Source organism: Pseudochelatococcus lubricantis, assembly GCF_011762225.1.
Lineage (GTDB): Bacteria > Pseudomonadota > Alphaproteobacteria > Rhizobiales > Beijerinckiaceae > Pseudochelatococcus > Pseudochelatococcus lubricantis.
In genome coordinates, this window is record NZ_JAASQI010000011.1 from 131,417 (window position 1) to 158,330 (window position 26,914).

Genomic DNA, 26,914 nt, shown 5'->3' on the forward strand with positions numbered 1-26,914 from the left:
GGCCTATACCGCCTTTTTCAGGAAGCCGGCGATCTGGCGATAGCTCGCGGCCACTTCCTCAAGCTCCTCCGCGGTAATCAGATCCTCGATCCGGTCCTCCGGCCCCTTGACGCGGGCGGCCGCGATGTCGAGGACGCGCTCCGGGCCCGATTTGCGGTTGTTGAGCACGACATTCGTCGTGACCGGGCGGCGCAGCGTCTCGTAGGCGAGGAGGCCCTCCGGCCCCGGCTGCGCGGCCAGCGCATCGGCAAGGGTCCGCGCATCGACGATGGCCTGCGAAGCACCGTTCGCGCCCATCGGATACATGGGATGCGCGGCATCGCCCAGAAGCGTGACCCGCCCCTGCGTCCACCACGGCAGCGGATCGCGGTCGATCATCGGATATTGCGTAATGCGCTGGGTATTCCTGAGGAGCGCCGGTATATCGATGTCCTGCATCCGGAATTCCTGAAACTCGGCGATGAAGTCGCGGTCGCCCTCCCGCGTCCAGTCCGCTTCTTCGGCGGCGCGCGGCTGGTCGTGGCGCACCTCGGCCACCCAGTTGATGAGCGCCTTGCCGTCACGCGCGGCGCGGCCGCTGATCGGATAGCAGACGAATTTAACGTCATGGTCGCCGGCGATGAACATGGTCCGCCCATCGGCGAAGGGCGCCTGCAGATTGGCGCCGCGCCACATCATCGTGCCTTCGTAATGCGCCGGCCCCTCGTCCGGATGAAGCTGCTGGCGTATCTTCGAGCGGAAGCCGTCCGCGCCGATGAGGAGATCGGCGTCGTGGACCGCGCCGTCGGCAAACGTCACCCGCACGCCGGCATCGTGCTGCGTGAAGCCGGCCACCGCCTTGCCGGTGGTCACCGCTTCCTGCCCAAAGCGCGCGCGAACCGTATCGAGCAGCAGGAACTGCAGTTCGCCCCGGTGGATCGAGTATTGCGGATACTCGAAGCCCGCCTCGACCGAACGGGGATCGGACTGGATCAGGTGGCCGAAGCGCGTGCGGTACTCAATGGCGCGGGTGCGGATCGCCATCTCGTCGAGCGCCTCGCCCAGCCCCAGCCCGTGCAGCACGCCGGCCGCGTGGGGCATGACGTTGATGCCCACGCCCAGCGGCTGCAGCGTTTCCACCGCCTCAAAAACCTGAACCGCATGGCCCTTCTCATGCAGGCACAGCGCGGCCGCGAGCCCGCCGATACCGGCGCCCGCAATAGCAATCTTCATCGTGAAATCTCCGTTGACGGTTTCTCTTTTCCGCTGCGCCTTCATCGAAGGGCAGGGCGACGGCATCCTCGGCCACGATGTCCACGGGCGACGGGTCCGGCGCGGCGAATACGGCTCCCCGCTCGTGTCACGCCGCCCGAACCCCAGCCGGGAACAGGCCGCACGCTGGCGATCACGCCGGGGTGCACGAATTTCCTCCCACTTTATTTTCGTTACATATAAAACAATAAGGTCACCTGACTATATTAGTCAAGCGACCTGATGAAAAATTTGAATTTCGCAACGGGATGCCGCTCCGGAAGGAGACGCCATCTGAGCATCTGTCTGATTATGAATATGTTTTCCGCAGACTGCCGCGTGTTTTCCGACAGGGTCCGTAGCCGGCCGGTATCGATGGCGGGCGCGAAAGGGTGTGCCGCCTTACAGGTCGAGCGTGGCGAACCGCGCCCCATAGCCTGTCAGGCCGGCGACGATGGCGTTCATGGCCGTCTCGCCGAGTTCCGCACGCATCTCGGCTTCGGCGATGTCGACGGCGGTGCGAAACGCTTCGAGCCATTCGATTCCGGTCGGGGTGAAGACGATGAGCCGGGCGCGGCGATCGCTCGGGTCCTCGGTGCGGTCGACAAGGCCGAGATTCGCGCATTGATCGACAAGCTCGCCCATGGCCTGCTTGCTCATGGACGCGCGCCGCGCCAGTTCCGTCAGGCGCGTGCCGGCGATGTCGAGATTGCGCGTGAGGCTGATGTGCGCGATCCGTGCTTCGGTGTGGCCCTTCTCGCTCATGACTTCCAGAACCCGCGCTTCGAAGCGGCGTACGGCGTTGTTGAGGAGGCGCCCGATGTTGGCATGCCGCCAGGCCGTGCCGGCGCGTTCGGTCAGTTCCTCCGTCATCTGGACTGTCACTCCTCGGAAGCCGGGGCGGGGCGCGACCGTGGCGCCATCTCACCGGCGGTCCAGACCCCGTTTCCGGTCGTGCAAAGAAGATTCACGCCGGCAGCTCCAGTTTCGACGTCATCGCCCGTTCGATTTCCATGTCAGTCAGTGTGGAACTGATAGCCCGCCGTGCGCCCGTTCGCAACCGAATGCGTTCCCGTGCGGCGATTGATACGCGCGGGTCCCGACCGACACCGTGACGATCGCCATTTGATTTCGTCCTCGTGCCGCAATAACGTGCCGGCATAGCCCCCGTTTCGCGGAAGACAGGAGAACGCCTTGCCGCTGCTCACGATCCATGTCGATCAGACAATCGAAACCGAACGGAAGGAAAGGCTTGCGGAGACGCTTCCGTCTGTTCGCGACCTGCTGTGCCGCGAATTCAATGTCGACGCCTCCTTTTGCCAGCTTGCGGTCATCGAGGTCCGTGGGCTGGCGGACCAGGCACGGATCGCGGTGGAAATCCGCCTGCTGCCCAAGCCTGAGCGCACGCGCGACCTGATCATCTCGGCCTGTGAAAAACTGCGCGGCATCCTGCTGGAAGCGACCGGCGAACGGGCCGCCATCCGGGCGTTCACGCTCGATCCCGACGCCTACATCGTGCTTCGGTAGGTCGGGGTATCGTCGCGCTTCATCCAGGTCCGGGCGGCCTGGCAGGGCCTGTCCATCACGAGGCAGCGAGCGGCGTTGACGCCTCCCGCTGCGCGCCGGCTCCGTGGCCGACGCCGATGTACGTCTCCGTCACGCGGGGGTTGGCAGCCACTTCCCGCGCCGGCCCTTCCAGCGCGACAGTGCCGGTTTCCAGCACATAGGCATAATCGGCCACCGACAGTGCGGCGCGCGCGTTCTGCTCCACCAGCAGCACTGACATGCCCCTGTCCCGCAGGGATGCGACGGCCTCCAGCACCTCGCGGACGATGCGCGGGGCGAGGCCGAGGCTCGGCTCGTCCAGCATCAGCAGCTTCGGCCGCGCCATCAGCGCGCGGGCGAGGGCCAGCATCTGCCGCTCGCCGCCCGACAGCGTGCGCGCCTGCTGGGCGTGACGCTCCCGAAGGCGTGGAAAGAGCGTGTACATGGCGTCGAGGTCGCGGGCGCGGCTGTCGTCGCGCACATGGCGGCGGCTGTAGCCGCCGAGCAGCAGATTGTCCGCCACGCTCATCTGCGCGAACAGCTCGCGCTTCTCCGGCACGAGGCAGAGGCCCGCGCCGACGCGCGCCTCCACCTTCGCCTGCATCACCTCCTGCCCGGCATAGACGATCCGGCCGCGGCTCGGCAGGAGGCCCATGACGGCGTTGAGCAGCGTGGACTTGCCAGCGCCGTTCGGCCCGATGACGGTGACGATGCGCCCTTCCGGAATGGCGAGGCCGACGCCCGAAATGGCCTCCACCTTGCCATAGGCGACGGTGAGGTTTTCCACCTTCAGCAGCAGGGTCATACCGCCCCTCCGAGATATGCTTCGAGCACGGCGGGGTCGTTCTGCACGGCGCCCGGGACGCCGCTGGCGATGGGACGGCCGAACTCCATGACCACGAGGCGGTCCACCAGGTTCATCACGAAATCCATGTCGTGCTCGACGATGAGGATGCTCATGCCTTCGGCGCGCAGGCTGTCCAGCAGGGCGGCGAGCGCCTGCTTCTCGTGATAGCGCAGGCCGGCAGCGGGCTCATCCAGCAGCAGCACGACAGGGTCGGAGGCAAGCGCGCGGGCGATTTCCACGATGCGCTGCTGGCCGAGCGCGAGGCTGCCCGCCGGCACGTTCCGGCTGTCGGCGAGGCCGACACGTTCGAGCTGGCGCAGCGCCTCCGCCAGCAGCGCGCCTTCCTCCTTCCTGTCCAGCCGGAGAATGGCGGAGAGGATGCCCTTGCGGCTGCGCATGTGGGCGCCCAGCGCCACGTTCTCCAGCACAGACATGTCGCCGCGCAGCTGCACGTGCTGGAAGGTGCGGGCGAGGCCGAGGCGGGCAATGGCGCGGGAGGTGAGCCCGTTCGCCGCCCGTCCGAGGACGCTGATCGCGCCGCCCGTCAGCGGCAGGACGCCGCTCAGCAGGTTGAACAGCGTGCTCTTGCCTGCGCCGTTGGGGCCGATGACGCCGAGAATCTCGCCCGCCTTCAGCGTGAACGATACCTCGTTCACCGCCACGAGGCCGCCGAAGCGCCGCACGACCTTGTCGGCGACGAGTACCGTTTCCCCGCGTGCCGGCCGATCGCGCATCGGCAGAGAGGGCGCGTCGTCCGGCACCTTCAGCGGCTCCGGCGCCGGCAGCCGCCGCGTCACGAAGGGCACGATGCCGGCGCGGGCGTTCTGCAGCAGAACGATGATGAGCACGCCGTAGGCGACGATCTCGATCGCGCCGCTCACGCCGAGGACGCGGGCTGCGACGTCCTGCAGCACATCGCGCAGCACCACCATGACGCCCGCGCCAACCACCGCGCCCGCGAGCTGGCCGACACCCCCCACAACGGCCATGAACAGATATTCGATGCCGACGTTGAGGCCGAAGGGCGTGGGGTTCACGAAGCGCACCAGATGGGCATAGAGCCAGCCGGAAGCCGCGGCGAGCAAGGCCGCGTGGACGAAGATCGCGACCTTGAGGCGAGTGGTGTCTACGCCGAAGGCCTCCGCCATTGTGCTGCGTCCGCGTAGGCAGCGGATGGCCCGCCCGGCGCGCGAGCCGAGCAGGTTGTGCACCGACAGAAGCCCCAGCAGCACGAAGATCCAGATGAGGAACGAGAAGCTGCGGGCGTCGTCGAGCACGACGCCGAACAGGCTCACCGCCGGCAGGCCGGTGATGCCGTCGTGCGCGCCCAGCACCGGCAGGTTGCCCACGAGATAGTAGAGGCTGAGGCTCCAGGCGATGGTGCTGAGCGGCAGGTAATGGCCGGACAGGCGCAGCGTCACCGCGCCGATGGCGAGGGCGCAGGCCGCGGCCGCGAACAGGCCGAGCGGCAGCGCGAACCACGGCGAGAAGCCCCAGGCCGTCGTCGCATAGGCGGTTGCGTAGGCGCCGATGCCGACGAAGGCGGCCTGGCCGAAGGAGGTGAGGCCGCCGATGCCGGTGAGCAGCACGATGCCGAGGGTGGCGAGACTGCCGAGGCCGATGTAGTTGAGCAGCGTCACGTAATACTCGGGCAGGACGAACGGGGCAGCCGCCAGCGCTAACAGGAAGACGACGAGCAGTGTTGTGCGGATGGTCATTCCTCTTCCTCCTCCGCGTGTCCCGCCGAGAAGCTGCGCCACATCAGGATGGGGATGATCAGGGCGAAGACGAGCACGTCCTTGAACGCGCTCGCGAAGAAGGACGAGCCGGATTCGAGCAGCCCCACCAGCACGGCGCCGAACGCCGCGAGCGGATAGGAGCCGAGCCCACCGAGGATGGCGGCGACGAAACCCTTGAGGCCGATGATGAAGCCGGTGTCGTAATAGATGGTGGCGAACGAACCGATGAGGATGCCGGACACGGTGCCGATGAGCGCGGCCAGCGAAAACGCGAGCAGGCCCGAGCCAGTGGTGCTGATGCCGACGAGGCGCGCGCCCACCTCGTTGAAGGCCGTGGCGCGCAGCGCCTTGCCGCTCAGCGTGGAGCCGAAGAACACGAACAGCGCGGCGATGAGCGCGAGCGTGATGGCGATGGTGAACAGCGCCTGGGCCGACAGGAAATAGGGGCCGAACCGTAGCATTCCGTCGATCAGCGGCGCCACGCGCACACCCTCGGCGCCGAAGGCGATGAGCCCGAGGCCGGTGAGCACGAAATGCAGCGCCACCGCCACGATGAGCAGCACCAGCACGGGAGCGCTGGCGAGCGGCTGGAAGGCCACACGATACAGGATCGGCCCGAGCGGCACGACGATGAGCAGCGTCAGCAGCACGCGGACGAACGCGCCCGACCCCTGCGGCGCGAGCGCGGCGACGAGGCCGAACACCGCGAGCGGCACGAGCACGTAAAGCGCGGCGGCGACAAGATGTGTGCGGGAGCGCGGCCCGCGCGCATAGGCCCACAGCTCCATGGCGGCGGCGATGACGCCGCCGGCCACCGCGATCAGGGCGGTGCCCGGCAGATGTCCCGCCTGCAGGCTCGCCATGGTGAGCGCGCCGTAGCTGACAAGCTCTCCCTGCGCGACCAGAATGACCCGCGTGACCGAGAAGACCATGACCAGGACAAGCGCCAGCAGGGCATAGACAGCACCCATGGTCAACCCGTCCTGGATAAGAAGCAATGCGATGATGGAATTCATGAAGGCTCCGGCGCGACAGGGAAAAGGGACGCAGGGCGGCGCGGACCGTGTCTTCAGTCGTCGACGGGCACGTAGACCCACTTGCCTCCGTCGACCCGCACGATGACGCTGGCGCGCCGGTCCGTGCCGTTGTGGTCGGTCGGCGTCAGGTTGAACACCGCCTCCGTGCCGATGAGTTCGCGCGCGTTCTCCATGGCGTCGCGCACGGCCGTCCGGAACTCCGCCGTGCCTGGCTTAGCGCTCTTGAGCGCCTGTTCGGCCCCGTGCCTGATGAGCAGGAAGGCATCCTGCGCGGTGGCGCCGAACAGCGAGCGGCTGTTGGGGCCGTGAACCTTCTCGTAAGCCTGGACGTATTCGGTGGCGACCGCCTTCACGGGGTTCGCGTCGGGAAGCTGCTCGGCCACCAGCGCGGGCGGGGTGGGCAGGAACGCCCCCTCCAGCGCCGCGCCGCCCACGCGCAGCACGTCGGAGTTGGCCATGCCCTGATTGATGTAGATGGCGCCGCCGTAGCCGAGCTTGCGCAGTTCCAGCACCGGCATCACGCCTGGCGTGCCGGACGCGCCGATGATGACCGCGCCGGGATTGGCGGAGATGATCTTCAGCACCTGCGCGGTGACGCTGGTGTCCGTCCTGCCGTAGCGTTCGTCCGCGAGCACCGGCACGTTGCGGGCGGCAGCCTCCTTCTTGAACGTGCCGATGAAGGAATCGCCGAAGGAGTCGTTGAAGCCGATGAACGCCACCGAGCTGATCCCGGTCTTCGCGAGGTGGTCGAACACGCGCCCGGCCTGAATGTCCTCGCCGGCGGCGAGCTTGAACGACCAGCGCTTGTTGCCCTCCACCGGGCTCGCGATGATGCCGGAACCAGCGAGGCTGATGCCGGGCGTCTTCGACGGGCCGAGCACTTCCAGCAGGGCGAGCGAGGTGGGCGTGACGCTGGGGCCGATGATGGCATCGACCTTGTGCTCGTCCACCAGCTTGCGGGCGGCGCGCACGGCGGCGCTGGGGTCGCTGGCGTCGTCCAGCACCACATAGCGCACGGTCTCGTCGCCAATCTGCCTGGGCAGGAGGTCGATGGTGCTCTTTGCCGGGATGCCGAGCGACGCGGCCGGGCCGGTGAGCGAAAGAACGGCGCCGATGACGATCTCGGCCTTTGCCGCGCTCGTTCCGAGCAGCACGGCGCACACGATTCCGACAATGGTTTTCAAGGTATCCTCCCTCCAGGATTATGCAGCGGCTCTTGCGGCCATGCCCTCTTTCTTCACGAGGCGCAGAAACAAATTTAACAAGTTAATTATATTCTGGCAACGGCATTTTTCGGCGGGACAGGTGACTTCGTGCCCTTCTGCGGGGTATTTTTCCGGAGTACATAATATGTTCAGCAATCTGGCCAGTGCAGCAGGAGACCCAATGACCGACCCGATGTCCGCCGAAGCCCCGGAGACCGCCGCCGAGCCCGGCGCATCGGCGACCCGTGTGCGCCTGCGCGATTTCTCGAAGTCGCTTCCCATGTCGCTGCTGAAGGCGCGGGAAGCCGTCATGCGGCATTTCCGGGCCAGCTTGCGGCGTTTCGGCATCACGGAGCAGCAGTGGCGTGTGCTGCGCGCGCTCACCGCCGTGGAGAGTATCGAGATATCGCAGCTCGCGGAAGTCACGTTTCTTCTGCCGCCCTCGCTTTCCCGCATCCTGAAGGATCTGGACGAACGGGGGCTGATTCTGCGGCGCGCTTCCGATACCGACATGCGCCGGGGGCTCGTCTCCATCTCGCCGCAGGGCCTGGAGCTGATCGAGCGGGCGGGCGTCGACTCCGAGGAAATATACGGTGAGATTACTGGACGCTTCGGCGCGGAGCGGCTGACGCTCCTGCATGCTCTCCTGAGGGAACTTGTCGACTGTCTGGACGGCGCGGCGATCGGCACGTCCGTCGAGGACGACACTGCAGTCGCGCCCGGGGCGGGCAAACGGCGGGGCCGGCCGCGCAAGGCGCCGGATGAGGCTGGCGGCGGCAGCGCCCGCTCGGGCAAGCCTGCGCCGGGGCGGCCGCGGATCAGCCCGTCCGGCCGGACGGATCGATAATGCCGGCGACCGGTCTGTCGAGCGCTCCGCCCAGGGCGGCATCCTGCCTCTGCCGCCATCTTCCCGGCGGCGCGCCGGTGCGGGCGCGGAAGAAGCGCGAAAAATAGGCGGCGTCCTTCATGCCCAGTTCGAATGCGATGTCCTCCACGGAGCGGATGGTGAAGAGCAGCAGCCGCTTGGCTTCGAGCAACCGCCGCTCGACGATCAGTTCCTTGATCTGCATGCCGAAGGAGGCCTCGCACGCCTTCGCGAGAAGGTGCGGGGTTGTGCGAAGCTGTTCCACGTAGCGGCCGACTGGCCAGTTGTCCCGAAAGTGCAGGTCGACCTGCTGGCGCAACTGGATCGCCAGCAGCTTCTGCGGCGACAGCGCGAGCGCCGGCGACGCAGCGGCAAGGCGCGCGATCTGCGCGAGCGCGACGGCGACCTGCGGCAGGATGACGTTCTCCGTGCCTGACGATCCCTGCGCGTATTCCTCCATGATGAGGTCCATGATCCGGGCGAGCCGGCGCCAGAGGACGGCCTCGCCCGTCCTGACCATGGCCGGGCCGTTGAGCGGCAGAAGCGCGAGTTCGGCAATCAGTGGCAGCGCGCTGTCGGCGACGGAGATCACGATGGCGTCCGTGTCGTCCGCCGCGACGGTGAAGCCGTGCACGATGCCGCTCGGGATGAAACTGACTGCGGGCGCTGAAAACTCCAGAACCTTGTCCTCGATCAGATAGCTGCCGTGGCCCTTTGTCCAGAACGTGATCTGCGCCATGCTGTCGTGGCGGTGCGGCTCGACTTTGCCGAAATGCACGTACTTCCGCGCCATGACGGTTTCCACATGCAGGAAACCGACATCGGGCGGGCGTGCGGACTCGCCGTAGACGAAGAAGGTGGGAATATCACTTAACATGTTCATTTACCCAAAAAAGTACAACCGATTCCCGCATTCTGTCCATAGCCGCGCCGCATGGAGAGGCATAGTTTCACAAAAAACTTTCAGGGGACGCGACAAGTCCCGCAGGGGATGCCTCGGGGTCCCGTTTTGGAGGAAACCAGATGAGAGCAGAAGATCACCGCGCCGATTCCAAGCGCCCGTTCACGGGCGAGGAATACATGGCAAGTCTCAGGGACGGTCGCGAGGTCTACATCAACGGTGAGCAGGTGCACGATGTGACCGCGCATCCGGCCATGCGCAACTCGGTGCGCTCGCTGGCCCGTCTCTACGACGCGCTGCATGGCGAGAAGACGAAAACCGTCCTGACCTCGCCCACCGATACGGGTTCCGGCGGCTATACGCACAAGTATTTCCGCGTCGCCCACTCGGCGGACGAACTGGTGGCGCAGCAGGGCGCGATCGCCGAATGGGCGCGCATGTCCTATGGCTGGATGGGCCGCACCGCCGATTACAAGGCAGCGCTGATGAACACGCTGGGGGCGAACGCCGACTGGTACGGTCCGTTCAGGGAGAATGCACTCGCCTGGCACAAGCGGGCGCAGGAAGCCGCCCTGTTCATGAACCATGCCATCGTCAACCCGCCGATCGACCGCCACAAGCCCGCCGACGCGGTCAAGGACGTCTTCGTCCACATCACGAAGGAGACGGACGCCGGCATCTATGTGACCGGCGCCAAGGTGGTGGCGACCTCGTCCGCGCTGACACACTATAATTTTCTGGCGCAGAGTTCGGCGACCGTCACCGAGGACCCGTCGCTGTCAGTGATGTTCATCGTGCCGATGAACGCGCCGGGCATCAAGATGTTCTGCCGTGTTTCCTACGAGCAGACGGCGAATACGGTTGGCCATCCGTTCGATTACCCGTTGTCCTCGCGTTTTGATGAGAACGATGCTATTCTGGTGCTCGACAACGTCTTCGTGCCGTGGGAAGATGTGCTTGTCCTGCGGGATGCGGCGAAGATCCTGTCGTTCCATCCGGCCTCCGGCTTCATGCATGGTTATTGCTTCCAGGGCTGCACACGCCTCGCAGTGAAGCTCGACTTCCTCGCCGGCCTGCTTGCCAAGGCGCTCAGGGCGACGGGCGGCGATGCCTTCCGCGGCAACCAGGCGATGCTCGGCGAGGTCATCGCCATCAGGCACCAGTTCTGGACGTTCTCGCACGCCATGGCGCGCAACCCCATTCCGTGGGCGGGCGGCGCGGTGCTGCCCAATCTGGAAGCCGCGTTGTGCTACCGCACCTTCATGTCGGAGGCGTATCCGAAGGTCATCGACATCGTGCGCCGCACGGTGGCGTCCGGCCTCATCTACCTGCCGTCCTCGGCGAAGGACTTCGCCAATCCGGACATCGACCGCTATCTGGCGCGCTATGTGCGCGGCTCCGACAACATGGACCACATCGAACGCATCAAGATCATGAAGCTGCTCTGGGATGCCACCGGCACCGAATTCGGCGGTCGCCACGCGCTCTATGAGCTGAACTACGCCGGCGCGCCGGAGGAAGTGCGCCTGCAGGTGCTGAAGGGCGCCGAGCGCGGCGGGCGCCTCAAGGCCATGGAAGCCCTTGTGGACCAGTGCATGGCCGACTACGACCAGAACGGCTGGACAGGCGACACCTGGCTGCCGCCGCTCGACCAGCCCGCCGGCAAGGCGCTCGCCGCCGAATGAGGAGGCCGATATGGTTGACGCCGTTTCGCGGACGGAGTTCCGCAACGCGATGGCGAGGGTCTGCGCCCCCGTCAACGTGATCACCACCAACGGACCCGCCGGGCGCGGCGGGTTCACGGCCACCGCCATGTGCAGCGTCACCGACGAGCCGCCGACGCTGCTCGTGTGCATGAACAGCCGCTCGGCGCAGTCGGAGATGTTCTTCGGCAACGGACGTTTCTGCGTGAACGTGCTCACCGGTGAGCACAAGGAACTGGCCGCCTTCTTCGCCGGCCAGCAGGCGGACATGGCGGCGCGCTACGCCGCCGCCGAATGGATCGACCTGTCATCGGGCAATCAGGCGCTTGCGGACGCCATCGTCTCCTTCGATTGCCGTCTGGTGGAAACCCGGCGCGTGGGCACGCACAACATCTTCATCGGCGAGGTGGTGGAGATCCGCTCCCGCAGGGACGGCCACGCGCTCCTCTACTTCGACCGCAACTACGTCCACGTGCCGACGCAGACGGGCAGCTTCGGCGGGTAGGGCCGGCGACGGGATTCGTCTTGCGACGGCGATCCGCTCTTGCTATTGGCGCACTATTAATTAACATGTTAAAGTGATAGCTGCGCCAGACGGGGACACCATGCCGCATTTCAATATCGAGTATTCGGCCAACCTTGACGGGCGGGTCGATTTCGGGAAGCTCTGCCGCCGCATCCTGAGGGAGGCGCTGGCGACCGGGCTGTTCGAGGTGGGGGCGGTGCGCGTGCGCGCCGGCCGGTTCGAGCACTACGCCATCGCCGACGATCTGCCGGAGAATGCGTTCATCGATATGTCCTTTCGCATCGGCGCGGGCCGGAGTCTCAAGGATCGCCAGCGTGCGGGAGAGGCGATTTTCGCGGCGGTCGTCGAGGAGCTGCAGCCGCTGTTCGAGACGCCGCATTTCGCGCTGTCTTTCGAAATCCGCGAGATCGACCCGGCGCTGAACTGGAAGAAGAACGCGATTCATCCGCGCCTGCGCAAGAGCGCGCCCGCATCCGTGCGGGAAGCCGGCTGATATTCGCTACGCGCCGCGGCGGCCCATGGAATGGAGAGGAAAACATGTCAAAGCTTGAGGAAAATCTCACCAGGGCCGAGAACTATCTCGCGCGCTTCCGCGAACAGGGCGTGCTGAACCAGATCGGTGGCGAGGCCGTGCCCGCGCTCGACGGCGCGACTTTCGAGAGCATCTCGCCCATCGACCTGAAGCCGCTGGCGCGGGTGGCGCACGGCAAGGCGGCGGATGTCGACCGGGCGGCGAAGGCGGCGAAGGCGGCGTTTCCCGCCTGGGCCGCACTCTCCGGCGAAAAGCGCAAGGCATTGCTGCACAGGATCGCCGATGCCATTGAGGCACGGGCGGAGGAGATCGCCTTCGTCGAATCCGTCGACACCGGGCAGTCCATCCGCTTCATGTCGAAGGCGGCGCTGCGCGGGGCGGAGAACTTCCGTTTCTTCGCCGACCGCGCGCCCGAGGCGCGTGACGGCAAGACGCTGCTCACCGACGGGCAGGTCAACATCACGACGCGCAAGCCCATTGGGCCTGTCGGCATCATCACCCCGTGGAACACGCCTTTCATGCTGTCGACGTGGAAGATCGCGCCGGCGCTCGCCGCGGGCTGCACGGTGGTGCACAAGCCGGCCGAGTTCTCGCCGCTGACGGCGCGCCTGCTGGTGGAGATCGCCGAAAGCGCCGGCCTGCCGAAGGGCGTGTGGAACCTCGTCAACGGCCTCGGCGAGGATGCGGGCAAGAGCCTGACGGAGCATCCGGACATCAAGGCCATCGGCTTTGTCGGCGAAAGCCGCACCGGCTCGCTCATCCTGAAGCAGGGTGCCGATACGCTGAAGCGCGTGCATTTCGAACTCGGCGGCAAGAACCCGGTCATCGTGTTCGCCGATGCCGATCTGGAGCGCGCGGCGGACGCGGCCGTCTTCATGATCTATTCGCTGAACGGCGAGCGCTGCACCTCTTCATCGCGCCTGCTTGTCGAGGAAGGCGTCTACGACCGGTTCACGGCCCTCGTCGCCGAGAGGGCGAAGCGGATCAGGGTCGGCCATCCGCTCGATCCGGAAACCGTTGTCGGCCCGCTGATCCACCCGGTGCACGAGAAGAAGGTGCTGGAATACATCGGCATCGGCCGGGGCGAGGGTGCGACGGTTGCGGCAGGCGGCGGCAAGGTCGCTGGGCCCGGAGACGGCTGCTATGTGGCGCCGACGCTATTCACCGGTGCGACCAATACCATGCGCATCGCGCAGGAGGAGATTTTCGGGCCCGTGCTCACCGCCATCCCGTTCAGGGACGAGGCCGAAGCGCTGGCGCTCGCCAACGACGTGCAATACGGCCTCGCGGGCTATCTGTGGACGTCGGACCTCACCCGCGCCTTCCGCTTCACCGATCATCTCGATGCGGGCATGATCTGGGTGAACTCGGAGAATGTCCGCCATCTGCCCACGCCCTTCGGCGGCGTCAAGAACTCCGGCATCGGCCGCGACGGCGGCGACTGGTCGTTCGATTTCTACATGGAAACCAAGAACATCGCTTTCGCCACGACGGCGCATGCGATCCCGAAGCTCGGCGGTTGAAGCGGAACCCGGCGGGACGGTCGCGCGCCGTATCCGCCTGCCCGGAACGACGATAATCCGAAAAAGGTCGATCAAAGACCTGAAACCACGAGGAGGAAACCATGCCGATACCCCAGCCCAATCTCTATCCGCCTTTCAATATCGTCCGGCTGAGCCACGTCGAATTCGTCGCCACGGATCTTGCCGCAAGCCGTGCCTTCTATGTCGACACGCTCGGCCTGCAGGTGACGGATGAGGACAGCGGGACGATCTATCTGCGCGGGCTCGAAGAGCGTGGCCATCACTGCGTGATTCTGAAAAAAGGGCCGGCCGCCGCCGTCAACGCCCTGAGCCTGAAGGTCTATTCGGAGGAAGACCTCGACAAGGCGGCCGTCTGGTTCGAGACCCGGGGAAACCCCGTCGAATGGGTCGATCGGCCGTATCAGGGGCGCACGTTGCGCGTCCATGACAACTTCGGCACGCCGCTCGAATTCTACTTCAGGATGGACAGGCTGCCGCCGATCCATCAGCAGTACAAGCTCTATCATGGCGTCAAGCCGCTGCGCATCGACCATTTCAACTGCTTCACGCCTGATGTCGACGCCTCGGTCGCCTTCTACAATTCCATCGGCTTCCGCGTCACCGAATATACCGAGGACGACGAGAGCAAGAAGCTCTGGGCGGCGTGGCTGCACCGCAAGGGTGGCGTGCACGACATTGCGTTCACGAATGGCGTCGGGCCGCGGCTGCACCATACGGCCTTCTGGGTGCCGACCCCGCTCAACATCATCGACCTGCTCGACCTGATGTCGACCACGGGCTACCTCAAGAACATCGAGCGCGGACCGGGGCGGCACGGTATTTCCAATGCCTTCTTCCTGTATGTTCTCGATCCCGACGGCCACCGTATCGAGATCTACTGCTCCGATTACCAGACCGTCGATCCCGACCTTGAGCCCATCAAATGGGACCTCAAGGACCCGCAGCGCCAGACGTTGTGGGGCGCGCCCGCTCCGCGTTCCTGGTTCGAACACGGCAGCGTGTTCGCCGGCACAAAGACGGACGAGCCGCTCCTGAAGGCGCAGCCGATCATCGCGCCATGAGCCGGAGCGCAAGATGACCGTGAGCGATCCATACATTTTCTTGCGCGGCCGCACGCAGCGGCGATGAAAGGATTCGAACCATGAGCGCCCCCGGATTGCCCGTCTCCAGGTTCGCGAGTTTCTCTGTCGAGGGCCGGCCGGGCTACGGCCTGATCACGGAGGCCGGCGTCATCCATCTGTCGCGACGGTTCGCCGGCGAGTGGCCGACGCTGCGGGAGGTGGTGGCGGACAATGCCTTCGGTCGTCTGCTGGATACGGCGGCGGGACTTCCGGCGGATTTCCCGGTGGAGGCGATCGCCTACGAAATTCCGGTCCCCGCGCCCGAAAAGATCATTTGCGTCGGCGTGAACTTTCCGGATCGCAACGAGGAATACAAGGACGGGCAGGCCGCGCCCGCCAATCCCTCGCTCTTCGTGCGTTTCCCGCGCTCCTTCACCGGCCACGGCCAGCCGCTGATCCGCCCGCCGGAAAGTCCGCAGCTCGACTACGAGGGCGAGATCGCCATCGTCGTCGGCAAGGGCGGTCGCCGCATCGCGGAAAAGGACGCGCTCGACCATGTCGCGGCGTTGTCGCTCGCCAATGAGGGCACTATCCGCGACTGGGTGCGCCACGCCAAGTTCAACGTGACGCAGGGCAAGAACTTCGACCGCTCCGGCGCCATCGGCCCCTGGCTCGTGCCCTATACCGACGAAGGCCAGCTCGCCGACATCGCGCTGCAGACGCGCGTCAATGGCGAGGTGCGCCAGAGCGATCGCACCAGCCGGATGATCTTTTCCTTCCGCAGGATCATCAACTATATTTCGACCTTCACGACGCTGGTGCCGGGCGACGTCATCCTTACCGGCACGCCGACCGGGGCGGGGGCACGCTTCGATCCGCCGGTATGGCTGAAGCCCGGCGACGTGGTGGAGGTCGAGGCCGATGGCATCGGCGTGTTGCGCAACACCGTGGCGGACGAGGGCTGAAGCATGCTGTCGCAGGATGAAATTGCCGCTGCCGTCGAGAGCCTCGATACGGCCGAACGCACCCGCGTCCAGACAGGGCTGCTGTCGCTGAAGCACTCCGGCATGACGATGGACGACGCCTACGCGATCCAGGGCGCATGGGTGACCAGGAAGATCGCCGGCGGGCGCAAGGTGATCGGCTGGAAGATCGGGCTGACGTCGCGGGCGATGCAGCAGGCGCTGAACATCGACATTCCGGACTCCGGCGTGCTGTTCGACGACATGGTCTTCGAGGACGGGGCGACGGTGCCGGCGACCCGTTTCATCCAGCCGCGCGTCGAGGCGGAACTCGCCTTCGTGATGAAGGCGCCGCTGGAGGGGCCTGGCATTACCGTCTTCGACGTGCTCAACGCCACCGACTACGTGACGCCGTCGCTCGAAATCCTTGATACGCGCATCGAGCGGGCCGACCCTGAGACGAAGAAGGCCCGCACCATCGTCGACACCATCGCCGACAACGCCGCCAATGCGGGCATCGTCACCGGCGGGCGGGCCGTGCGGCCGGATGATGCCGATCTGCGCTGGATCGGCGCCATCGTGTCGCGCAACGGCAAGGTGGAGGAAACGGGGCTCGGCGCCGGCGTGCTGAACCAACCGGCGCGCGGCGTCGCATGGCTCGCCAACCGGCTGGCGCAATACGGCGCCCGCATCGAGGCCGGGCAGATCGTGCTCGCCGGCTCCTTCATCCGCCCCGTGGAAGCAGGGCACGGCGACACCATCGTGGCCGATTTCGGGCCATCTGGCACCGTCAGCATCTTTTTCGAATAGGATGGAGGTACAATGCCAGCCCCCGTGAATACGTTCAGGAACGCCATCGCCGAAGGGCGCACGCAGATTGGCCTGTGGCTCGCGCTGGCGAGCCCCTATGCGGCGGAGATCGCGGCGGGAGCCGGCTACGACTGGCTGCTCGTCGACGGCGAACACGGGCCGAGCGATCTTCCGCTCATGCTGGCGCAGCTGCAGGCGATCGCCGCCTCGCCGAGCTATCCGGTGGTGCGGGTGCCGATCGGCGAGGCGTGGATCATCAAGCAGGTGCTCGACATCGGCGCGCAGACCCTGCTCGTGCCCATGGTGGAGAGCGCCGAACAGGCGCGGGCGCTGGTGCGTGCCACGCGCTACCCGCCGGAGGGCATCCGCGGCGTGGGCGCGGCGCTGGCGCGTGCTTCCGCCTTCAACCGCATCCCGGACTACGTGCAGACGGCGAACGGCGAAATCAGCCTGCTTCTGCAAGTGGAAAGCCGTGCGGGCCTCGCGGCCATCGAGGCAATCGCGGCGGTCGAGGGCGTCGACGGCATCTTCATCGGCCCTGCGGACCTCGCCGCCGACATGGGCTTCCTCGGCCGGCCGGGCGCGGTGGAGGTGCAGGCGGCGATCGAGGACGGGCTGAAGCGGATCGTGGAGGCGGGCAAGGCCGCCGGCATCCTCAGCGCCGACCGCGAACTCGCCCGGCGATACATAGAACTCGGTGCAACCTTCGTCGCCATCGGCTCCGACGTCGGCCTCTTCGCCACCGCGACGCGCCGCCTGCGGGAGGAATTCGCCGGCGGAAAGGGAGACACCGGCGCAACGGGGGCGGTTTACTGAAGGCCGCAGGCTCGCGGCGCCCAACCGCCATCGGCAAGGAAAACAATATCGAAGACAGAGAGGGGCCGCGCTGCGGCTGGAAAGGAAACGCCATGAGCATTGTCACTTTGCTTCCCGAGGTCCGGGCCTTTCTCGCGCGCGAGCACGGCCACTTCATCGATGGCGTGGCCGTTCCGGGCTCTGGCGCCGGCCGCGTGCCGGTGGTCAATCCCGCGAACGGGCAGGAGATCGCCAGCATCGCCGAGGCGACGGATGCCGAAGTGGACGCCGCGGTGGCGTCGGCGGGGCAGGCGTTTCGCGGCAGCTGGGCGCGCACCAGCCCAGCGGAGCGGGGCCTCATTCTGATCCGGCTGGCAGACCTGCTCATCGCCCACCGCGAGGAACTGGCGCAGATAGAGACGAGCCAGTCGGGCAAGATCATCCAGCTCTCGCGCGCCTTCGAGGTCGATCAGGCGGCGGCATTTCTGCGCTACTACGCCGGCTGGGCGACCAAGATCGCGGGCGAAACCCTGTCGCCCTCGCTGCCTTCGTTCCGGGGCGAGCAGTACACGGCTTTCACCCGCCGCGAGCCGGTGGGCGTTGTGGCCGGCATCGTGCCGTGGAACTTCTCCATCATGATCGCGGTGTGGAAGTTCGCCTCGGCGCTGGTCACCGGCTGCACCTCGGTCGTCAAGCCGAGCGAGTTCACGCCGCTCACCATCCTGCGCATCGCGGAGCTTGCCGCGGAGGCGGGGCTGCCCCCCGGCGCACTCAATGTCGTGACGGGCTCCGGCAAGATCGGCGCCGCGCTGATCGCCCATCCGGGCATCGCCAAGGTCAGCTTTACCGGCTCCGTGCCGACGGGCATCGCCGTGGGCAAGGCGGCCTTCGACGCCGGCCTCACGCGCGCCACCCTTGAACTCGGCGGCAAGAACGCCGTGGGCGTCCTTCCCGATATCGATGCGGACAAGGCCGTGGACGGCATCTTAGAGGCCGGCTTCGTGCATCAGGGCCAGATTTGTGCCGCCGGGGAGCGGTTCTACGTGCACCGCAGCCGCATCGACGAAATCCTCGACAAGCTGGGCGAGCGTCTGAAGGGCTTCAGGATCGGCGATCCGCTCGACGAAGAAACCCAGTTCGGCCCGCTGTCGAACAAGCCGCATCTCGACAAGGTTTCGCGCTTCTTCGCGCGGGCGCGCGAGGAGAACGACAGCATCGTCTACGGCGCAGAGGTGCTGGACCGGCCCGGCTTCTTCGTCACCCCGACCGTGATCCGCGTCGACCGGCCGGATGCGGCGCTGCTGCGGGAGGAGACCTTCGGCCCGATTGGCACCTTCCTTGCTTATGACGAGGAGGACGAACTGGTGTCGCTGATGAACGGCGGTCCCTACGGGCTGTCCGCGAGCATCTGGACGAACGATCTGTCGAAGGCGCTGCGGTTGATCCCGCGTATCGAGGCCGGCACCGTGTGGGTCAACATGCACACGATCCTCGATCCGGCGGTGCCCTTCGGCGGAATCAAGGCGTCCGGCATCGGCCGCGAGTTCGGCTCGGCGTTCATCGACGACTACACCGAGATCAAGTCGGTCATCATCCGTTACTGAGCGAACGGCGGTTGCCCGCCCTGCCACATGATCGGAGACGCATATGAAGACGACCATCGGCGCGTTTCTGCTGAAACGCCTGCGGCAGCTCGGGATCCGCCACGTGTTCGGCGTGCCCGGCGACTACAACCTTCAGTTCCTCGAACAGATAAAGGAGGCGGATGGCCTGGAGTTCATCGGCACGTGCAACGAGCTGAACGCCGCCTATGCCGCCGATGGCTATGCGCGGCTGAACGGCGCGGCGGCGATCCTGACGACGTACGGCGTGGGCGAACTCAGCGCGATCTGCGGCGTCGCCGGCGCGGCCGCCGAGCACGTACCGATGGTTTGCATCACGGGCGCGCCGCCCCTCCATGCAATGGAGCAGGGATGGCTGCTGCACCACACGCTGGCCGAGGGCAACTACGACGACATGCTCAACTGCTACCGCCAGTTCACCGTGGCGCAGACGCGGCTCACCCCGCTGAACGCGGTGACGGAGACGGACCGCGTCCTGATCGCCTGCCAGCAGGAGAAACGGCCCGTCTACATCCAGCTTCCCTCGGACGTTTCGTATCTGACGATCGATGCGCCGGATGAACCGCTGGTTATTCCTTCGCACAGCGATCCCGAGCGTCTGGAGGCCGCGCTGGCGCACCTGCTGGAACTGTGGTCGGAAGCCCGGCGCCCCGCGCTACTGATCGACATGGACGCCGACCGCTTCGGCCTCGCCGGGCCGTTGCGCCAGCTTGTGGCGAAGGCGCAGATTCCCTATGCCAGCATGACGACCGCCAAGGGCGTGCTGGATGAAACCGATCCGCTATGGCTCGGGCATTATATTGGCCGCAGCTCGCCGCCGCGCGCGAAGGAGGCCGTCGAGACGTCCGATTTCCTGATCGCGACCGCGCCGCGCTTCACGGAAGCGAACTCCGGCCATTTCAGCCAGTCCCTGCCGTCGGCGCACACTGTCCAACTGGGCGGGCGCAGGACGGCGATCGGCGGCGAGTTCTACGAAGGCGTTGTCGCGCGGGACCTGGTCGAAGCGTTTACGGAAAGGGTAGGGCGCGTGGAAGCGGAAGCCGCTCCGCCCCGGCCGCAGGACGGCTGGATCGTGGAGCCCTCCGCCGCGCTGACGCAGGCGCGCCTGTGGCCGCGCATCGCCCGTTTCATCGCGCCGGGCGACGTCGTCATCGCCGAAAGCGGCACGTCGAACATCGGCCTCACCCCGCAGGTCCTGCCGGCCGGCACGACCTACATCACCGCCAACATCTGGGGATCGATCGGCTACACGCTGCCGGCCGTGCTCGGGACGGCGCTGGCGGACGAAAAACGGCGCCACCTGCTGTTCATCGGCGACGGCTCGTTCCAGCTCACGGTCCAGGAACTCTCCACCATTCTGCGTCTGCGGCTGAAGCCGATCATCTTCCTGCTCAACAACCGGGGCTATACGATCGAACGCTTCATATTGGGCATGAAGGACGCCTACAACGACGTCGCGAACTGGCGCTACACCGAACTGCCCGGGGTTTTCGCACCGGAGGGCGATTTCTTCGTCGCGCAGGCCGGCACGGAGCAGGAGCTTGAGACGGTCCTGCAGCAGGCGGCCGCCAGCGGGAAACTGTCGTTCATCGAGCTGCATCTCGATCCGTTCGACGCGCCGGACAATCTGAAGAAGTTCGGTCCCGCCACGGCGGAGTTCGACTACGGCCCGCGCGGGCCGCAGCGGGCGTGACCCGGAGCGGCCCCGGCTGGCGCGGCCTCTAGAGCGCGTTCCGATCAGATGGAATCATCTGATCGATCAGAATTCGCTCAAAATAAGGAATCGAGAATCTGTCCTGTTTCAACGTAAACAGGACAGATTCTAGAACCCCTCACAAAACCTCGCGGAGTCGGCTGGTGAGGGGGGCTTGTCCCGCCGCCTCCGTTTCGCTGCCGGGCAAGGTTTTGCCGGGATTGAGGATGCCCTTCGGGTCTAGCGCTGCCTTGATGGCACGCATCACGTCGAGCGCCACCGGATCCTTGTAGCGCGCCATCGGCGCCAGTTTCGACAGGCCCACGCCATGCTCGGCCGAGAAGGTGCCGTTCATCTCCAGCGCCAGATCGTCGATCTCGGTCCGCAGGGCGGCGACAAGCTCCTCCTGCTCCCGGGAGGGATAGCAGGTGTAATGGATATTGCCGTCGCCCAGATGCGCCACCGACAGGACCTCGCAATCCGGATCTATGGCGCGCAGGCGCGGTTCGATCTCGCGCAGGTAGTGCGAAACCCGATCGAGGGGCACCGCGATATCGGTATCCACCACGGGACGCCTGCGGTAGGCGATCTCTGCCGCTGCCTCGCGCCGCGCCCACATCTCCCGGCGTTGCGTCTCGTTCCGGGCGATGACGGCATCGGTCACGTCTCCGGCCTCCAGCCAGCCGGCCAGAACCTCTTCCAGCGCCTCGCCCAGAACGCCGGTTTTCGTTGCGGCCAGCTCTATCAGCAAGTTCACCGGATGCGGCGCGTCGAACGGCTCGCGCGCGTCCGGACGTACGGCGAAATGCCCTTCGATGAAGGCGCGCGGCATGAACTCGAAGGCCACGACCGCCCCCGCCGACGCGCTCTGGATCGCGTTCAGGAGGTCGGGCGCGCGGTCCAGCGAAGGCATCGCGACCATGGCCGTAACATGGTCGACCGGGCAGGGGTAGAGCTTTACCACGGCAGCGGTGATGATGCCCAGTTGCCCTTCGGCGCCAATCATCAGATGGCGCAGGTCGAAGCCCGAGTTGTTCTTGTGCAGCGCCTGCATCAGATCCATGATGCGGCCGTCCGCCAGCACGACCTCGATCCCCAGGCACAGATCGCGCGTATTGCCGTAGCGCACGACATTCGCGCCGCCCGCGTTGGTGGAGAGAACCCCGCCTATCATGGCCGAGCCGCTGGCGCCGAAAGACAGCGGAAACATCAGCCCGTGCTCTTCGGCCGCCGCGTTCAGCGCGTCGATGACGACGCCGGCTTCGACCACCGCCACGCGGGCCCCGGCGCGAATCTCGCGGATGCGGTTCATGCGCTCCAAGGTGAGAACGATGGCGCCCTTGCCCATGGCGCCGCCGACGGTGCCCGTGTTTCCCGAAACCGGCACCACCGGCAGGTTGCGCGCGCTGGCAACCCGCAGCACCGCCGCCACCTCCTCACGGCTGCCCGGGCGCACCACGACAAGCGGCTCACCCTTGTACTTGCCGGTCCAGTCGGTGGACCAACGCGCCACATCCGCCCCGGTGAGAACCTGCTGCGCGCCGACGATGGCGGCAAGCTGTTCGATCAGATCAGTCATATACCCGCTCCCGGCTCCAGCCCCGGCGCAGTCCCGGCCGGATGGCTGGCTCATTCTTCTGCGGGGAAATAAAGATTTTTCTTCTTACCCGCAATCGATGCTTATCATACAGATGTTAATTAGAAATGGTAATTTATTTATGGAAAAATTTTTATCAATACATAAAAATTATTTAAAAATATAAACTTTCTTAATATAATAAATTATGGGTGTATATTTCTATTATTGTCGTTGCAAACGCTGTGCGAGAGAACTGTGCGAGAGAAGGCAAGCGTCTGTAACAGCAACGGAGGGGGCGTGTCAGGGCGGTTGGCGATCGGCGCCCGCGCTTTCGGCCGGATCGCGCGAGCGGAGGGCCGTGATGACCGGCACCAGTACCGCAGCGACGATGCCCGCGGCGAAACCGTTGTTGTAGAGGTTCAGCCCGCCGTGAAGGACGCCCACCGTCAGCGCCGTCGACGAGTGAAGGAAACCCGCGACGATACCCCAGCGCCAGCCATACCGGCCGGCAATCGGCGCGAGCGTGGTGCCGAACAATGCCGCGAGCAGGATCGACGGGTCGTTCGCGCTCCACGGCTTGGCGATCGACGCCAGGAAAACGCCGGCCATGATCGGCCAGATGTTCAGGCAGTGCTTTCCGAAGGCGGAAAAGCCGACGATACAGAAAATCGCCGCGATGGTCGGGCCGTTCAGAGCGCCGCCGACGAGCACGATATACGCCGCGGACATCAGGCCGGTCATGCCCATGTTGACGAACGTCGGCCCGATGCCGACGCGGGCGATGAAATCGGTCGGCGACTGGCCGGAAAGCCTGAGCAGGGCGCCGAGCTTCCCGAAGGATTGCCTGTCGACAAAGTATCCGAAGGCGATCATCGAGGCGAAGACGAGCGCGAGGAAAGCGCCCAGGATGCGGTTGTTGCCCGTTGTCCAGATCATGACCGGCTCGGGGACGAAGCCGTATGACTTGTACACTGCCACGACCACCGTGCCGATGACGCCCGCCACAAAGCCGACATTATAGAGCGAAAAGCCCATATGAGCATTGAAAAGCTGCGCTGCAACGGCCGGCAGGACGAAGCCCATCAGCAGGGAGGTTGCGATGCCGAGCGGAATACTTGCTGTCAGCGAAAGGGACGAGCTGAAAACGATCTCGGAAAAGACGGGGGCCAACGCCGCGCCGAAGAACGCGGTGTTGATATGCTTCGAGAAAGGTTCTTTCCTGAACCTCGCATAAAGATAAACTCCCGCGACGACGAGCCAGACGTTCAGCAGGTTCTTGCCGAAGAGCGCGAAGCCGAGCACCAGAAACAGGCAGGCGATGGACGCGCCGCCGATGTTCGCGTCACAAAGCCGGTAGACGAAACTCACGAGCAGCGTCAGCAGGCCCGCGTTGACGAACGCCGCCCCCATGCCGCCCACGCCGATATAATCGGTGATCAACGTATCCCGCGCCGTCACGATCCTGATGAGACCATCAAATATCTCGGCAGGCCCCGATACGGCAAAGCCGAACAGGATGAAGGCGAGCGCGTAGGCACGGACAATGGCGAGCATCTGGCCGTCCGAAAGCCGGAGCGCGGCATCGGTTTGCGACCCCGGCTCCATGTCGCCGCCCGTTTGCCTCACATTCATGATCGGTTGCCCCTGGAATGCTGTCACGATCCCCTCCACGCCGGCCTGACGTCCGATCTACTGCGATGCGGTCAGGCTCCCGCCATGCGCCGCAGCCTGCCGGGTGTATTTCTGGCGCAACTGCTCCCGCTTCTCCCTTGCCATGCCGCTTATCAGAAAAACGTCGAAGAGCGTCCACAACAACCCGATGATGCAAATATTCAGGACGATCTGCAGGATCGCGGTTTTTGGGCGGCCGAGGTAAAACCTGTGCGCGGATAGCAAGCCGAGGAAGAACCACAGCAGGTAGGCGACGATGAGGTTCGGCCCCTCGTTTTGAACTTGCATTTCAACGACGAGGCGGTCTTGCGGGCTGAGTGACATGAGATATTCCTGAACCATATGGAATCGTCCGCACAATAGCATGGCGGGCGCTCCCCGAGGGACCTTCTACCCGAGAAACGTCGCCGGACGAGCGTTAAAACGCTGTTGAATGCAGCGGCTTTCCCCGGCATCGCGGCGCGTGCTTTTCAAACGTCGGTCAGCCTCTCGACCGTTGCTACGTTTCGCTGAAACGTAGCAACGGTCTATCGCTTCGCTTCAGAGAAGCGCGAGCGGTAACGCCCGCAGCGCCCATCGGCGGCCGTCGTGCCGCAGGTCGGCGACCGACAGCGGCCCGGCGTCGAGCCGCCAGAAGCAGGCGGCCGGCGCGCCGAGTGCATGCAGCGCCGCCGCGCGGGCCACTGCCGGATGGGTGACGGCGATGACACTCCCCCCCGTGCAGGCCGCATCCAGCCATGCGCCGACACGGCGGATCAGGGCCGAGACCGATTCGCCGCCGTGGGGGGCGTCGTCCGGATCGCCGAGCCAGGCGGCCACCGCCGCCGGCGTCTCGGCCGCGATCCCGGCGATGCTGCGGCCGCGCCAGAGCCCGAAGTCGCAGTCGTCGAGCCCGGCAATCGCCTCGGCGTCGAGCCCGAGCGCGGCCGCGGTCTGCCTGGTGCGCCGCTCCTGGCCGGACAGCGCACGATCGGCGCGCGGCAGGCGCCCGGCGAGTGTTGCTGCAAGGGTTTCCGCTGCCGTTTCCAGCTCCTCGTCCATGGGGAAACGGCCAGCGCGTGTCGCGGCTGTGGCGGCGTGGCAGAGCAGGGTGAGGCGTGTGGTCATGGTCCGGCATTCCGAGGCAGGCGCACCGCCCGGTTTCATATACAACAGGCGGGCGCGGGTTTCGTTGACTTGAGCATGAGGGAAGGTCATTATCCGGTATCGCTGGGAACGGGAAGTCGGTGGAAATCCGGCATGGTCGCGCCACTGTGACCGGCCGCGCGTATTGCGCGACCGGAAGTCAGACCCCGTTCCGGCATGATCTGAACCCGATCGGGACGCGCCATCCCAGAGGAGCCACGATGACCGATTTTACACATTTTCCGTCCGCCAAACCGGCGGTGATTCCCGTCAGCGAAATTCTGCCCTGGGCGGTCTTTGCCGGCCTGCTGTCGCTGCTGGCCATCTATTTCATCGGCGCGGAGCAGGGCGCGGTGGCGCTGTTCCAGGGCGAGTTCATCCACGAGTTTGTGCACGACGGCCGACACCTCCTCGGCTTCCCCTGCCACTGACGCCCGGAGTCGACATCATGGTCAGAACCCTGCTGGTGCGGGGCATGCTCGTCGGTCTTCTGGCGGGTGTGCTTGGTTTCGTTTTCGCGTATCTCGTCGGCGAGCCGCCGGTGGACGCGGCCATCGCCATTGAGGAGAGCGCGGCCGCCGCCGCCGGCGGAGCGTCCGGCGACGAGCCGGAGGTCGTCAGCCGGCTGGTGCAAAGCACACTCGGCCTGTTAACGGCGCTTGCGGTGTTCGGCGCCGCGCTCGGCGGCATTTTCGGGCTGGCCTTCGCCTATGCGCAGGGCAGGCTCGGACGGATCGGTCCGCGCGGCACGGCGGCCTTCCTCGCCGTTGCCGGCTTCATCTCCCTCGTGCTGGTTCCCCAGATCAAATATCCGGCAAACCCGCCGGCCGTGGGCAGCCCGGACACCATCGACATCCGCACCGGGCTCTACTTCACACTCATCCTGCTGTCGGTCGTCGCCGCTCTCGCTGCTCTCGCCATCGGCCGCCGCCTCGTGGCGCAGTACGGCACGTGGAACGCCGCGCTCATCGGCGGCGGCGTTTATGTGGTGGCCATGGCCCTGGCGATGTTCGTCATGCCGACCATCAACGAGGTGCCGGCCGAATTCGCCCCCGCCGTGCTGTGGGATTTCCGCGTCGCCACCATCGGCCTGCAGGTGGTGCTGTGGACGACGCTGGGTGTCGCCTTTGGCCTTCTGTCCAGCCGGCAGACGTCCGCGGCGAGTCGCGGCGGATGAGAGCCGGCGCCGCGGCAAACCGCATGGCGGCGTGGCGGCTCCGGCCGTGTCGCCGTCTGGCTGCGGCGCTTCTGGCTGCGTGGCTTCCGCTCCTCGCTGCCGCCCCGCCCGCGCTGGCGCACCGCAGGACCACCGGGCCGACCGATGGAATCGCCATCGCTGGCATCTCCCACGGCGAGATGGCCATCATCGATGCCCATCGTCGCGCTATCGTCGCCCGGGCGGCACGCAAGCCGCTGGCCGACGAGGCGTTCCGGCGCGTGCTGAACTACGCCCGGATCCAGCATGCGTTCTGCCTGTGGGGGCTGGCGCCGGGCAGCGTCGCCGACGAGGAGAGCCCGTTCAACGAATGCTCGCACGCCTATCTCGCCGCGGCCAAGGATCTTCTGGTCCGCATGCGGGCCATGCCCGACATGGATGCCGCGACCCGCGCCCTCGGCGAGAGGGTCGATCGAGACCTGCTGCTTGCCGGCGCCCTTGAGGTATGCTCCTACAGCGCCGATACCTTCAACACTGCGGATGTGATCCGCCCGCGGTGGGCGCAGATGACCGTGCACCCGCCGACACTGATGGCGTTCGGCGGGCTCGCGGCCGCAGGTGTGGGGATGACAGCGGCGATGGCATGGCGCCGGCGGTTTCGCTGGCGTAGCCTAGGTCGTAGTGAGGAATTAAGTTTTATCGCAATTGGATATGAATTGCGGCGAGCATGACGAAGCCCATGAAGTTTGCTATGAGCTTGTCGTAC

26 protein-coding genes and 1 riboswitch are annotated in these 26,914 nt (G+C 65.9%); of the genes, 15 read left to right on the forward strand and 11 right to left on the reverse strand.

All coding sequences use genetic code 11. From position 1 onward, the window contains the following. Positions 1–3: 3 nt before the first annotated feature. Together FHS82_RS18965 and FHS82_RS18970 are read right to left on the reverse strand one after the other, a co-directional pair. Positions 4–1,212 (reverse strand): flavin-dependent oxidoreductase, encoded by a 1,209-nt coding sequence (locus FHS82_RS18965; protein ID WP_166955876.1) that lies wholly within the window; start codon positions 1,210–1,212, stop codon positions 4–6. Between the two features lie 420 nt (positions 1,213–1,632). Next, complete coding sequence (locus tag FHS82_RS18970) at positions 1,633–2,103, reverse strand: MarR family winged helix-turn-helix transcriptional regulator (protein WP_166955878.1); 471 nt, start codon at positions 2,101–2,103, stop codon at positions 1,633–1,635. A gap of 321 nt (positions 2,104–2,424) precedes the next feature. Here FHS82_RS18970 and FHS82_RS18975 point away from each other — a divergent pair, with 321 nt between their 5' ends. Continuing rightward, a complete protein-coding gene (locus tag FHS82_RS18975) occupies positions 2,425–2,757 on the forward strand; it encodes a hypothetical protein (RefSeq protein WP_166955879.1) in 333 nt (110 codons plus the stop codon). A 55-nt stretch (positions 2,758–2,812) separates the two neighbouring features. On the opposite strand, the gene FHS82_RS18980 is transcribed toward FHS82_RS18975, so the two are convergent. Genes FHS82_RS18980 through FHS82_RS18995 form a run of 4 tightly spaced genes read right to left on the reverse strand, consistent with a single transcriptional unit; the run spans position 2,813 to position 7,582 of the window. Continuing rightward, complete coding sequence (locus FHS82_RS18980; RefSeq protein ID WP_166955880.1) at positions 2,813–3,580, reverse strand: ABC transporter ATP-binding protein; 768 nt, start codon at positions 3,578–3,580, stop codon at positions 2,813–2,815. Next, positions 3,577–5,340: a branched-chain amino acid ABC transporter ATP-binding protein/permease gene (locus FHS82_RS18985; protein ID WP_166955881.1), complete on the reverse strand. Its 1,764-nt coding sequence runs from the start codon at positions 5,338–5,340 to the stop codon at positions 3,577–3,579. The genes FHS82_RS18980 and FHS82_RS18985 overlap by 4 nt, the downstream gene beginning before the upstream one ends. Next, entirely contained in the window at positions 5,337–6,377 is a 1,041-nt protein-coding gene (locus FHS82_RS18990) for a branched-chain amino acid ABC transporter permease (protein ID WP_166955882.1), read from the reverse strand. The genes FHS82_RS18985 and FHS82_RS18990 overlap by 4 nt, the downstream gene beginning before the upstream one ends. 53 nt (positions 6,378–6,430) lie before the next feature. Continuing rightward, a complete protein-coding gene (locus tag FHS82_RS18995) occupies positions 6,431–7,582 on the reverse strand; it encodes an ABC transporter substrate-binding protein (RefSeq protein ID WP_166955883.1) in 1,152 nt (383 codons plus the stop codon). A gap of 202 nt (positions 7,583–7,784) precedes the next feature. Here FHS82_RS18995 and hpaR point away from each other — a divergent pair, with 202 nt between their 5' ends. Then, complete coding sequence (gene hpaR, locus FHS82_RS19000) at positions 7,785–8,450, forward strand: homoprotocatechuate degradation operon regulator HpaR (RefSeq protein ID WP_343042627.1); 666 nt, start codon at positions 7,785–7,787, stop codon at positions 8,448–8,450. Here hpaR and FHS82_RS19005 read toward each other — a convergent pair. Then, a complete protein-coding gene (locus tag FHS82_RS19005) occupies positions 8,422–9,345 on the reverse strand; it encodes a helix-turn-helix domain-containing protein (protein ID WP_166955884.1) in 924 nt (307 codons plus the stop codon). The two genes, hpaR and FHS82_RS19005, sit on opposite strands and share 29 nt — an antisense overlap. 146 nt (positions 9,346–9,491) lie before the next feature. On the opposite strand from FHS82_RS19005, the gene FHS82_RS19010 reads away from it, so the two are divergent. From FHS82_RS19010 to FHS82_RS19055, 10 genes are all read left to right on the forward strand, one after another. Continuing rightward, on the forward strand, positions 9,492–11,054 hold the full coding sequence (locus tag FHS82_RS19010) for a 4-hydroxyphenylacetate 3-hydroxylase N-terminal domain-containing protein (RefSeq protein WP_166955885.1): 1,563 nt from the start codon (positions 9,492–9,494) through the stop codon (positions 11,052–11,054). Positions 11,055–11,064: 10 nt separating this feature from the next. Beyond that, entirely contained in the window at positions 11,065–11,577 is a 513-nt protein-coding gene (locus FHS82_RS19015) for a flavin reductase (protein WP_166955886.1), read from the forward strand. A gap of 100 nt (positions 11,578–11,677) precedes the next feature. Continuing rightward, the gene (locus tag FHS82_RS19020; RefSeq protein WP_166955888.1) at positions 11,678–12,091 is read left to right on the forward strand and encodes a 5-carboxymethyl-2-hydroxymuconate Delta-isomerase; all 414 of its coding nucleotides are present in this window, start codon (positions 11,678–11,680) and stop codon (positions 12,089–12,091) included. Between the two features lie 44 nt (positions 12,092–12,135). Next, a complete protein-coding gene (hpaE, locus tag FHS82_RS19025; protein ID WP_166955890.1) occupies positions 12,136–13,653 on the forward strand; it encodes a 5-carboxymethyl-2-hydroxymuconate semialdehyde dehydrogenase in 1,518 nt (505 codons plus the stop codon). A gap of 101 nt (positions 13,654–13,754) precedes the next feature. After that, positions 13,755–14,735: a 3,4-dihydroxyphenylacetate 2,3-dioxygenase gene (gene hpaD / locus FHS82_RS19030; protein ID WP_166955891.1), complete on the forward strand. Its 981-nt coding sequence runs from the start codon at positions 13,755–13,757 to the stop codon at positions 14,733–14,735. Positions 14,736–14,815: 80 nt separating this feature from the next. Beyond that, complete coding sequence (locus FHS82_RS19035) at positions 14,816–15,700, forward strand: fumarylacetoacetate hydrolase family protein (protein ID WP_166955892.1); 885 nt, start codon at positions 14,816–14,818, stop codon at positions 15,698–15,700. Between the two features lie 3 nt (positions 15,701–15,703). Then, a complete protein-coding gene (gene hpaH / locus FHS82_RS19040; protein WP_166955893.1) occupies positions 15,704–16,507 on the forward strand; it encodes a 2-oxo-hept-4-ene-1,7-dioate hydratase in 804 nt (267 codons plus the stop codon). Between the two features lie 12 nt (positions 16,508–16,519). Further along, a complete protein-coding gene (gene hpaI / locus FHS82_RS19045) occupies positions 16,520–17,323 on the forward strand; it encodes a 4-hydroxy-2-oxoheptanedioate aldolase (protein WP_166955894.1) in 804 nt (267 codons plus the stop codon). Positions 17,324–17,415: 92 nt separating this feature from the next. Next, the gene (locus FHS82_RS19050) at positions 17,416–18,906 is read left to right on the forward strand and encodes an aldehyde dehydrogenase family protein (RefSeq protein WP_166955895.1); all 1,491 of its coding nucleotides are present in this window, start codon (positions 17,416–17,418) and stop codon (positions 18,904–18,906) included. Between the two features lie 43 nt (positions 18,907–18,949). After that, entirely contained in the window at positions 18,950–20,617 is a 1,668-nt protein-coding gene (locus tag FHS82_RS19055) for an alpha-keto acid decarboxylase family protein (protein ID WP_166955896.1), read from the forward strand. Positions 20,618–20,756: 139 nt separating this feature from the next. Here FHS82_RS19055 and FHS82_RS19060 read toward each other — a convergent pair whose 3' ends face one another. The 4 genes from FHS82_RS19060 to FHS82_RS19075 form a co-directional block, all read right to left on the reverse strand. Continuing rightward, positions 20,757–22,196: an FAD-binding oxidoreductase gene (locus tag FHS82_RS19060; RefSeq protein WP_166955897.1), complete on the reverse strand. Its 1,440-nt coding sequence runs from the start codon at positions 22,194–22,196 to the stop codon at positions 20,757–20,759. A 300-nt stretch (positions 22,197–22,496) separates the two neighbouring features. Then, a complete protein-coding gene (locus tag FHS82_RS19065) occupies positions 22,497–23,828 on the reverse strand; it encodes a DUF1576 domain-containing protein (protein ID WP_246225438.1) in 1,332 nt (443 codons plus the stop codon). 57 nt (positions 23,829–23,885) lie between these two features. Further along, positions 23,886–24,191, reverse strand: a complete 306-nt coding sequence (locus tag FHS82_RS19070; RefSeq protein ID WP_166955899.1) for a TM2 domain-containing protein — start codon at positions 24,189–24,191, stop codon at positions 23,886–23,888. A 216-nt stretch (positions 24,192–24,407) separates the two neighbouring features. Then, the gene (locus FHS82_RS19075) at positions 24,408–24,974 is read right to left on the reverse strand and encodes a histidine phosphatase family protein (protein ID WP_166955901.1); all 567 of its coding nucleotides are present in this window, start codon (positions 24,972–24,974) and stop codon (positions 24,408–24,410) included. Positions 24,975–25,037: 63 nt separating this feature from the next. Beyond that, positions 25,038–25,182, forward strand: a riboswitch (cobalamin riboswitch). A 31-nt stretch (positions 25,183–25,213) separates the two neighbouring features. On the opposite strand from FHS82_RS19075, the gene FHS82_RS19080 reads away from it, so the two are divergent. From FHS82_RS19080 to FHS82_RS19090, 3 genes are read left to right on the forward strand one after another with little or no spacing between them, the layout of a single operon-like run. Beyond that, positions 25,214–25,423, forward strand: coding sequence for a CbtB domain-containing protein (locus tag FHS82_RS19080; protein ID WP_166955903.1), 210 nt, complete (start codon positions 25,214–25,216; stop codon positions 25,421–25,423). Between the two features lie 17 nt (positions 25,424–25,440). Beyond that, complete coding sequence (locus FHS82_RS19085) at positions 25,441–26,169, forward strand: CbtA family protein (RefSeq protein ID WP_166955906.1); 729 nt, start codon at positions 25,441–25,443, stop codon at positions 26,167–26,169. Further along, entirely contained in the window at positions 26,166–26,879 is a 714-nt protein-coding gene (locus FHS82_RS19090; protein ID WP_166955908.1) for a hypothetical protein, read from the forward strand. The genes FHS82_RS19085 and FHS82_RS19090 overlap by 4 nt, the downstream gene beginning before the upstream one ends. The last annotated feature ends 35 nt before the right edge of the window (positions 26,880–26,914 follow it).

Bases quoted from the DNA above. Each gene is read 5' to 3' on its own strand.
- hpaR (WP_343042627.1), top strand. From the start codon at position 7,785: ATGACCGACCCGATGTCCGCCGAAGCCCCGGAGACCGCCGCCGAGCCC.
- hpaE (WP_166955890.1), top strand. From the start codon at position 12,136: ATGTCAAAGCTTGAGGAAAATCTCACCAGGGCCGAGAACTATCTCGCG.
- FHS82_RS18985 (WP_166955881.1), bottom strand. From the start codon at position 5,340: ATGACCATCCGCACAACACTGCTCGTCGTCTTCCTGTTAGCGCTGGCG.
- FHS82_RS19010 (WP_166955885.1), top strand. From the start codon at position 9,492: ATGAGAGCAGAAGATCACCGCGCCGATTCCAAGCGCCCGTTCACGGGC.
- FHS82_RS19065 (WP_246225438.1), bottom strand. From the start codon at position 23,828: ATGAATGTGAGGCAAACGGGCGGCGACATGGAGCCGGGGTCGCAAACC.
- FHS82_RS18965 (WP_166955876.1), bottom strand. From the start codon at position 1,212: ATGAAGATTGCTATTGCGGGCGCCGGTATCGGCGGGCTCGCGGCCGCG.
- FHS82_RS19020 (WP_166955888.1), top strand. From the start codon at position 11,678: ATGCCGCATTTCAATATCGAGTATTCGGCCAACCTTGACGGGCGGGTC.
- FHS82_RS19005 (WP_166955884.1), bottom strand. From the start codon at position 9,345: ATGTTAAGTGATATTCCCACCTTCTTCGTCTACGGCGAGTCCGCACGC.
- hpaD (WP_166955891.1), top strand. From the start codon at position 13,755: ATGCCGATACCCCAGCCCAATCTCTATCCGCCTTTCAATATCGTCCGG.
- FHS82_RS19090 (WP_166955908.1), top strand. From the start codon at position 26,166: ATGAGAGCCGGCGCCGCGGCAAACCGCATGGCGGCGTGGCGGCTCCGG.
- FHS82_RS19060 (WP_166955897.1), bottom strand. From the start codon at position 22,196: ATGACTGATCTGATCGAACAGCTTGCCGCCATCGTCGGCGCGCAGCAG.
- FHS82_RS19080 (WP_166955903.1), top strand. From the start codon at position 25,214: ATGACCGATTTTACACATTTTCCGTCCGCCAAACCGGCGGTGATTCCC.
- FHS82_RS19015 (WP_166955886.1), top strand. From the start codon at position 11,065: ATGGTTGACGCCGTTTCGCGGACGGAGTTCCGCAACGCGATGGCGAGG.
- FHS82_RS19085 (WP_166955906.1), top strand. From the start codon at position 25,441: ATGGTCAGAACCCTGCTGGTGCGGGGCATGCTCGTCGGTCTTCTGGCG.
- FHS82_RS19055 (WP_166955896.1), top strand. From the start codon at position 18,950: ATGAAGACGACCATCGGCGCGTTTCTGCTGAAACGCCTGCGGCAGCTC.
- FHS82_RS19070 (WP_166955899.1), bottom strand. From the start codon at position 24,191: ATGTCACTCAGCCCGCAAGACCGCCTCGTCGTTGAAATGCAAGTTCAA.
- FHS82_RS18990 (WP_166955882.1), bottom strand. From the start codon at position 6,377: ATGAATTCCATCATCGCATTGCTTCTTATCCAGGACGGGTTGACCATG.
- FHS82_RS18980 (WP_166955880.1), bottom strand. From the start codon at position 3,580: ATGACCCTGCTGCTGAAGGTGGAAAACCTCACCGTCGCCTATGGCAAG.
- FHS82_RS18970 (WP_166955878.1), bottom strand. From the start codon at position 2,103: ATGACGGAGGAACTGACCGAACGCGCCGGCACGGCCTGGCGGCATGCC.
- FHS82_RS19075 (WP_166955901.1), bottom strand. From the start codon at position 24,974: ATGACCACACGCCTCACCCTGCTCTGCCACGCCGCCACAGCCGCGACA.
- FHS82_RS19050 (WP_166955895.1), top strand. From the start codon at position 17,416: ATGAGCATTGTCACTTTGCTTCCCGAGGTCCGGGCCTTTCTCGCGCGC.
- FHS82_RS19035 (WP_166955892.1), top strand. From the start codon at position 14,816: ATGAGCGCCCCCGGATTGCCCGTCTCCAGGTTCGCGAGTTTCTCTGTC.
- hpaI (WP_166955894.1), top strand. From the start codon at position 16,520: ATGCCAGCCCCCGTGAATACGTTCAGGAACGCCATCGCCGAAGGGCGC.
- hpaH (WP_166955893.1), top strand. From the start codon at position 15,704: ATGCTGTCGCAGGATGAAATTGCCGCTGCCGTCGAGAGCCTCGATACG.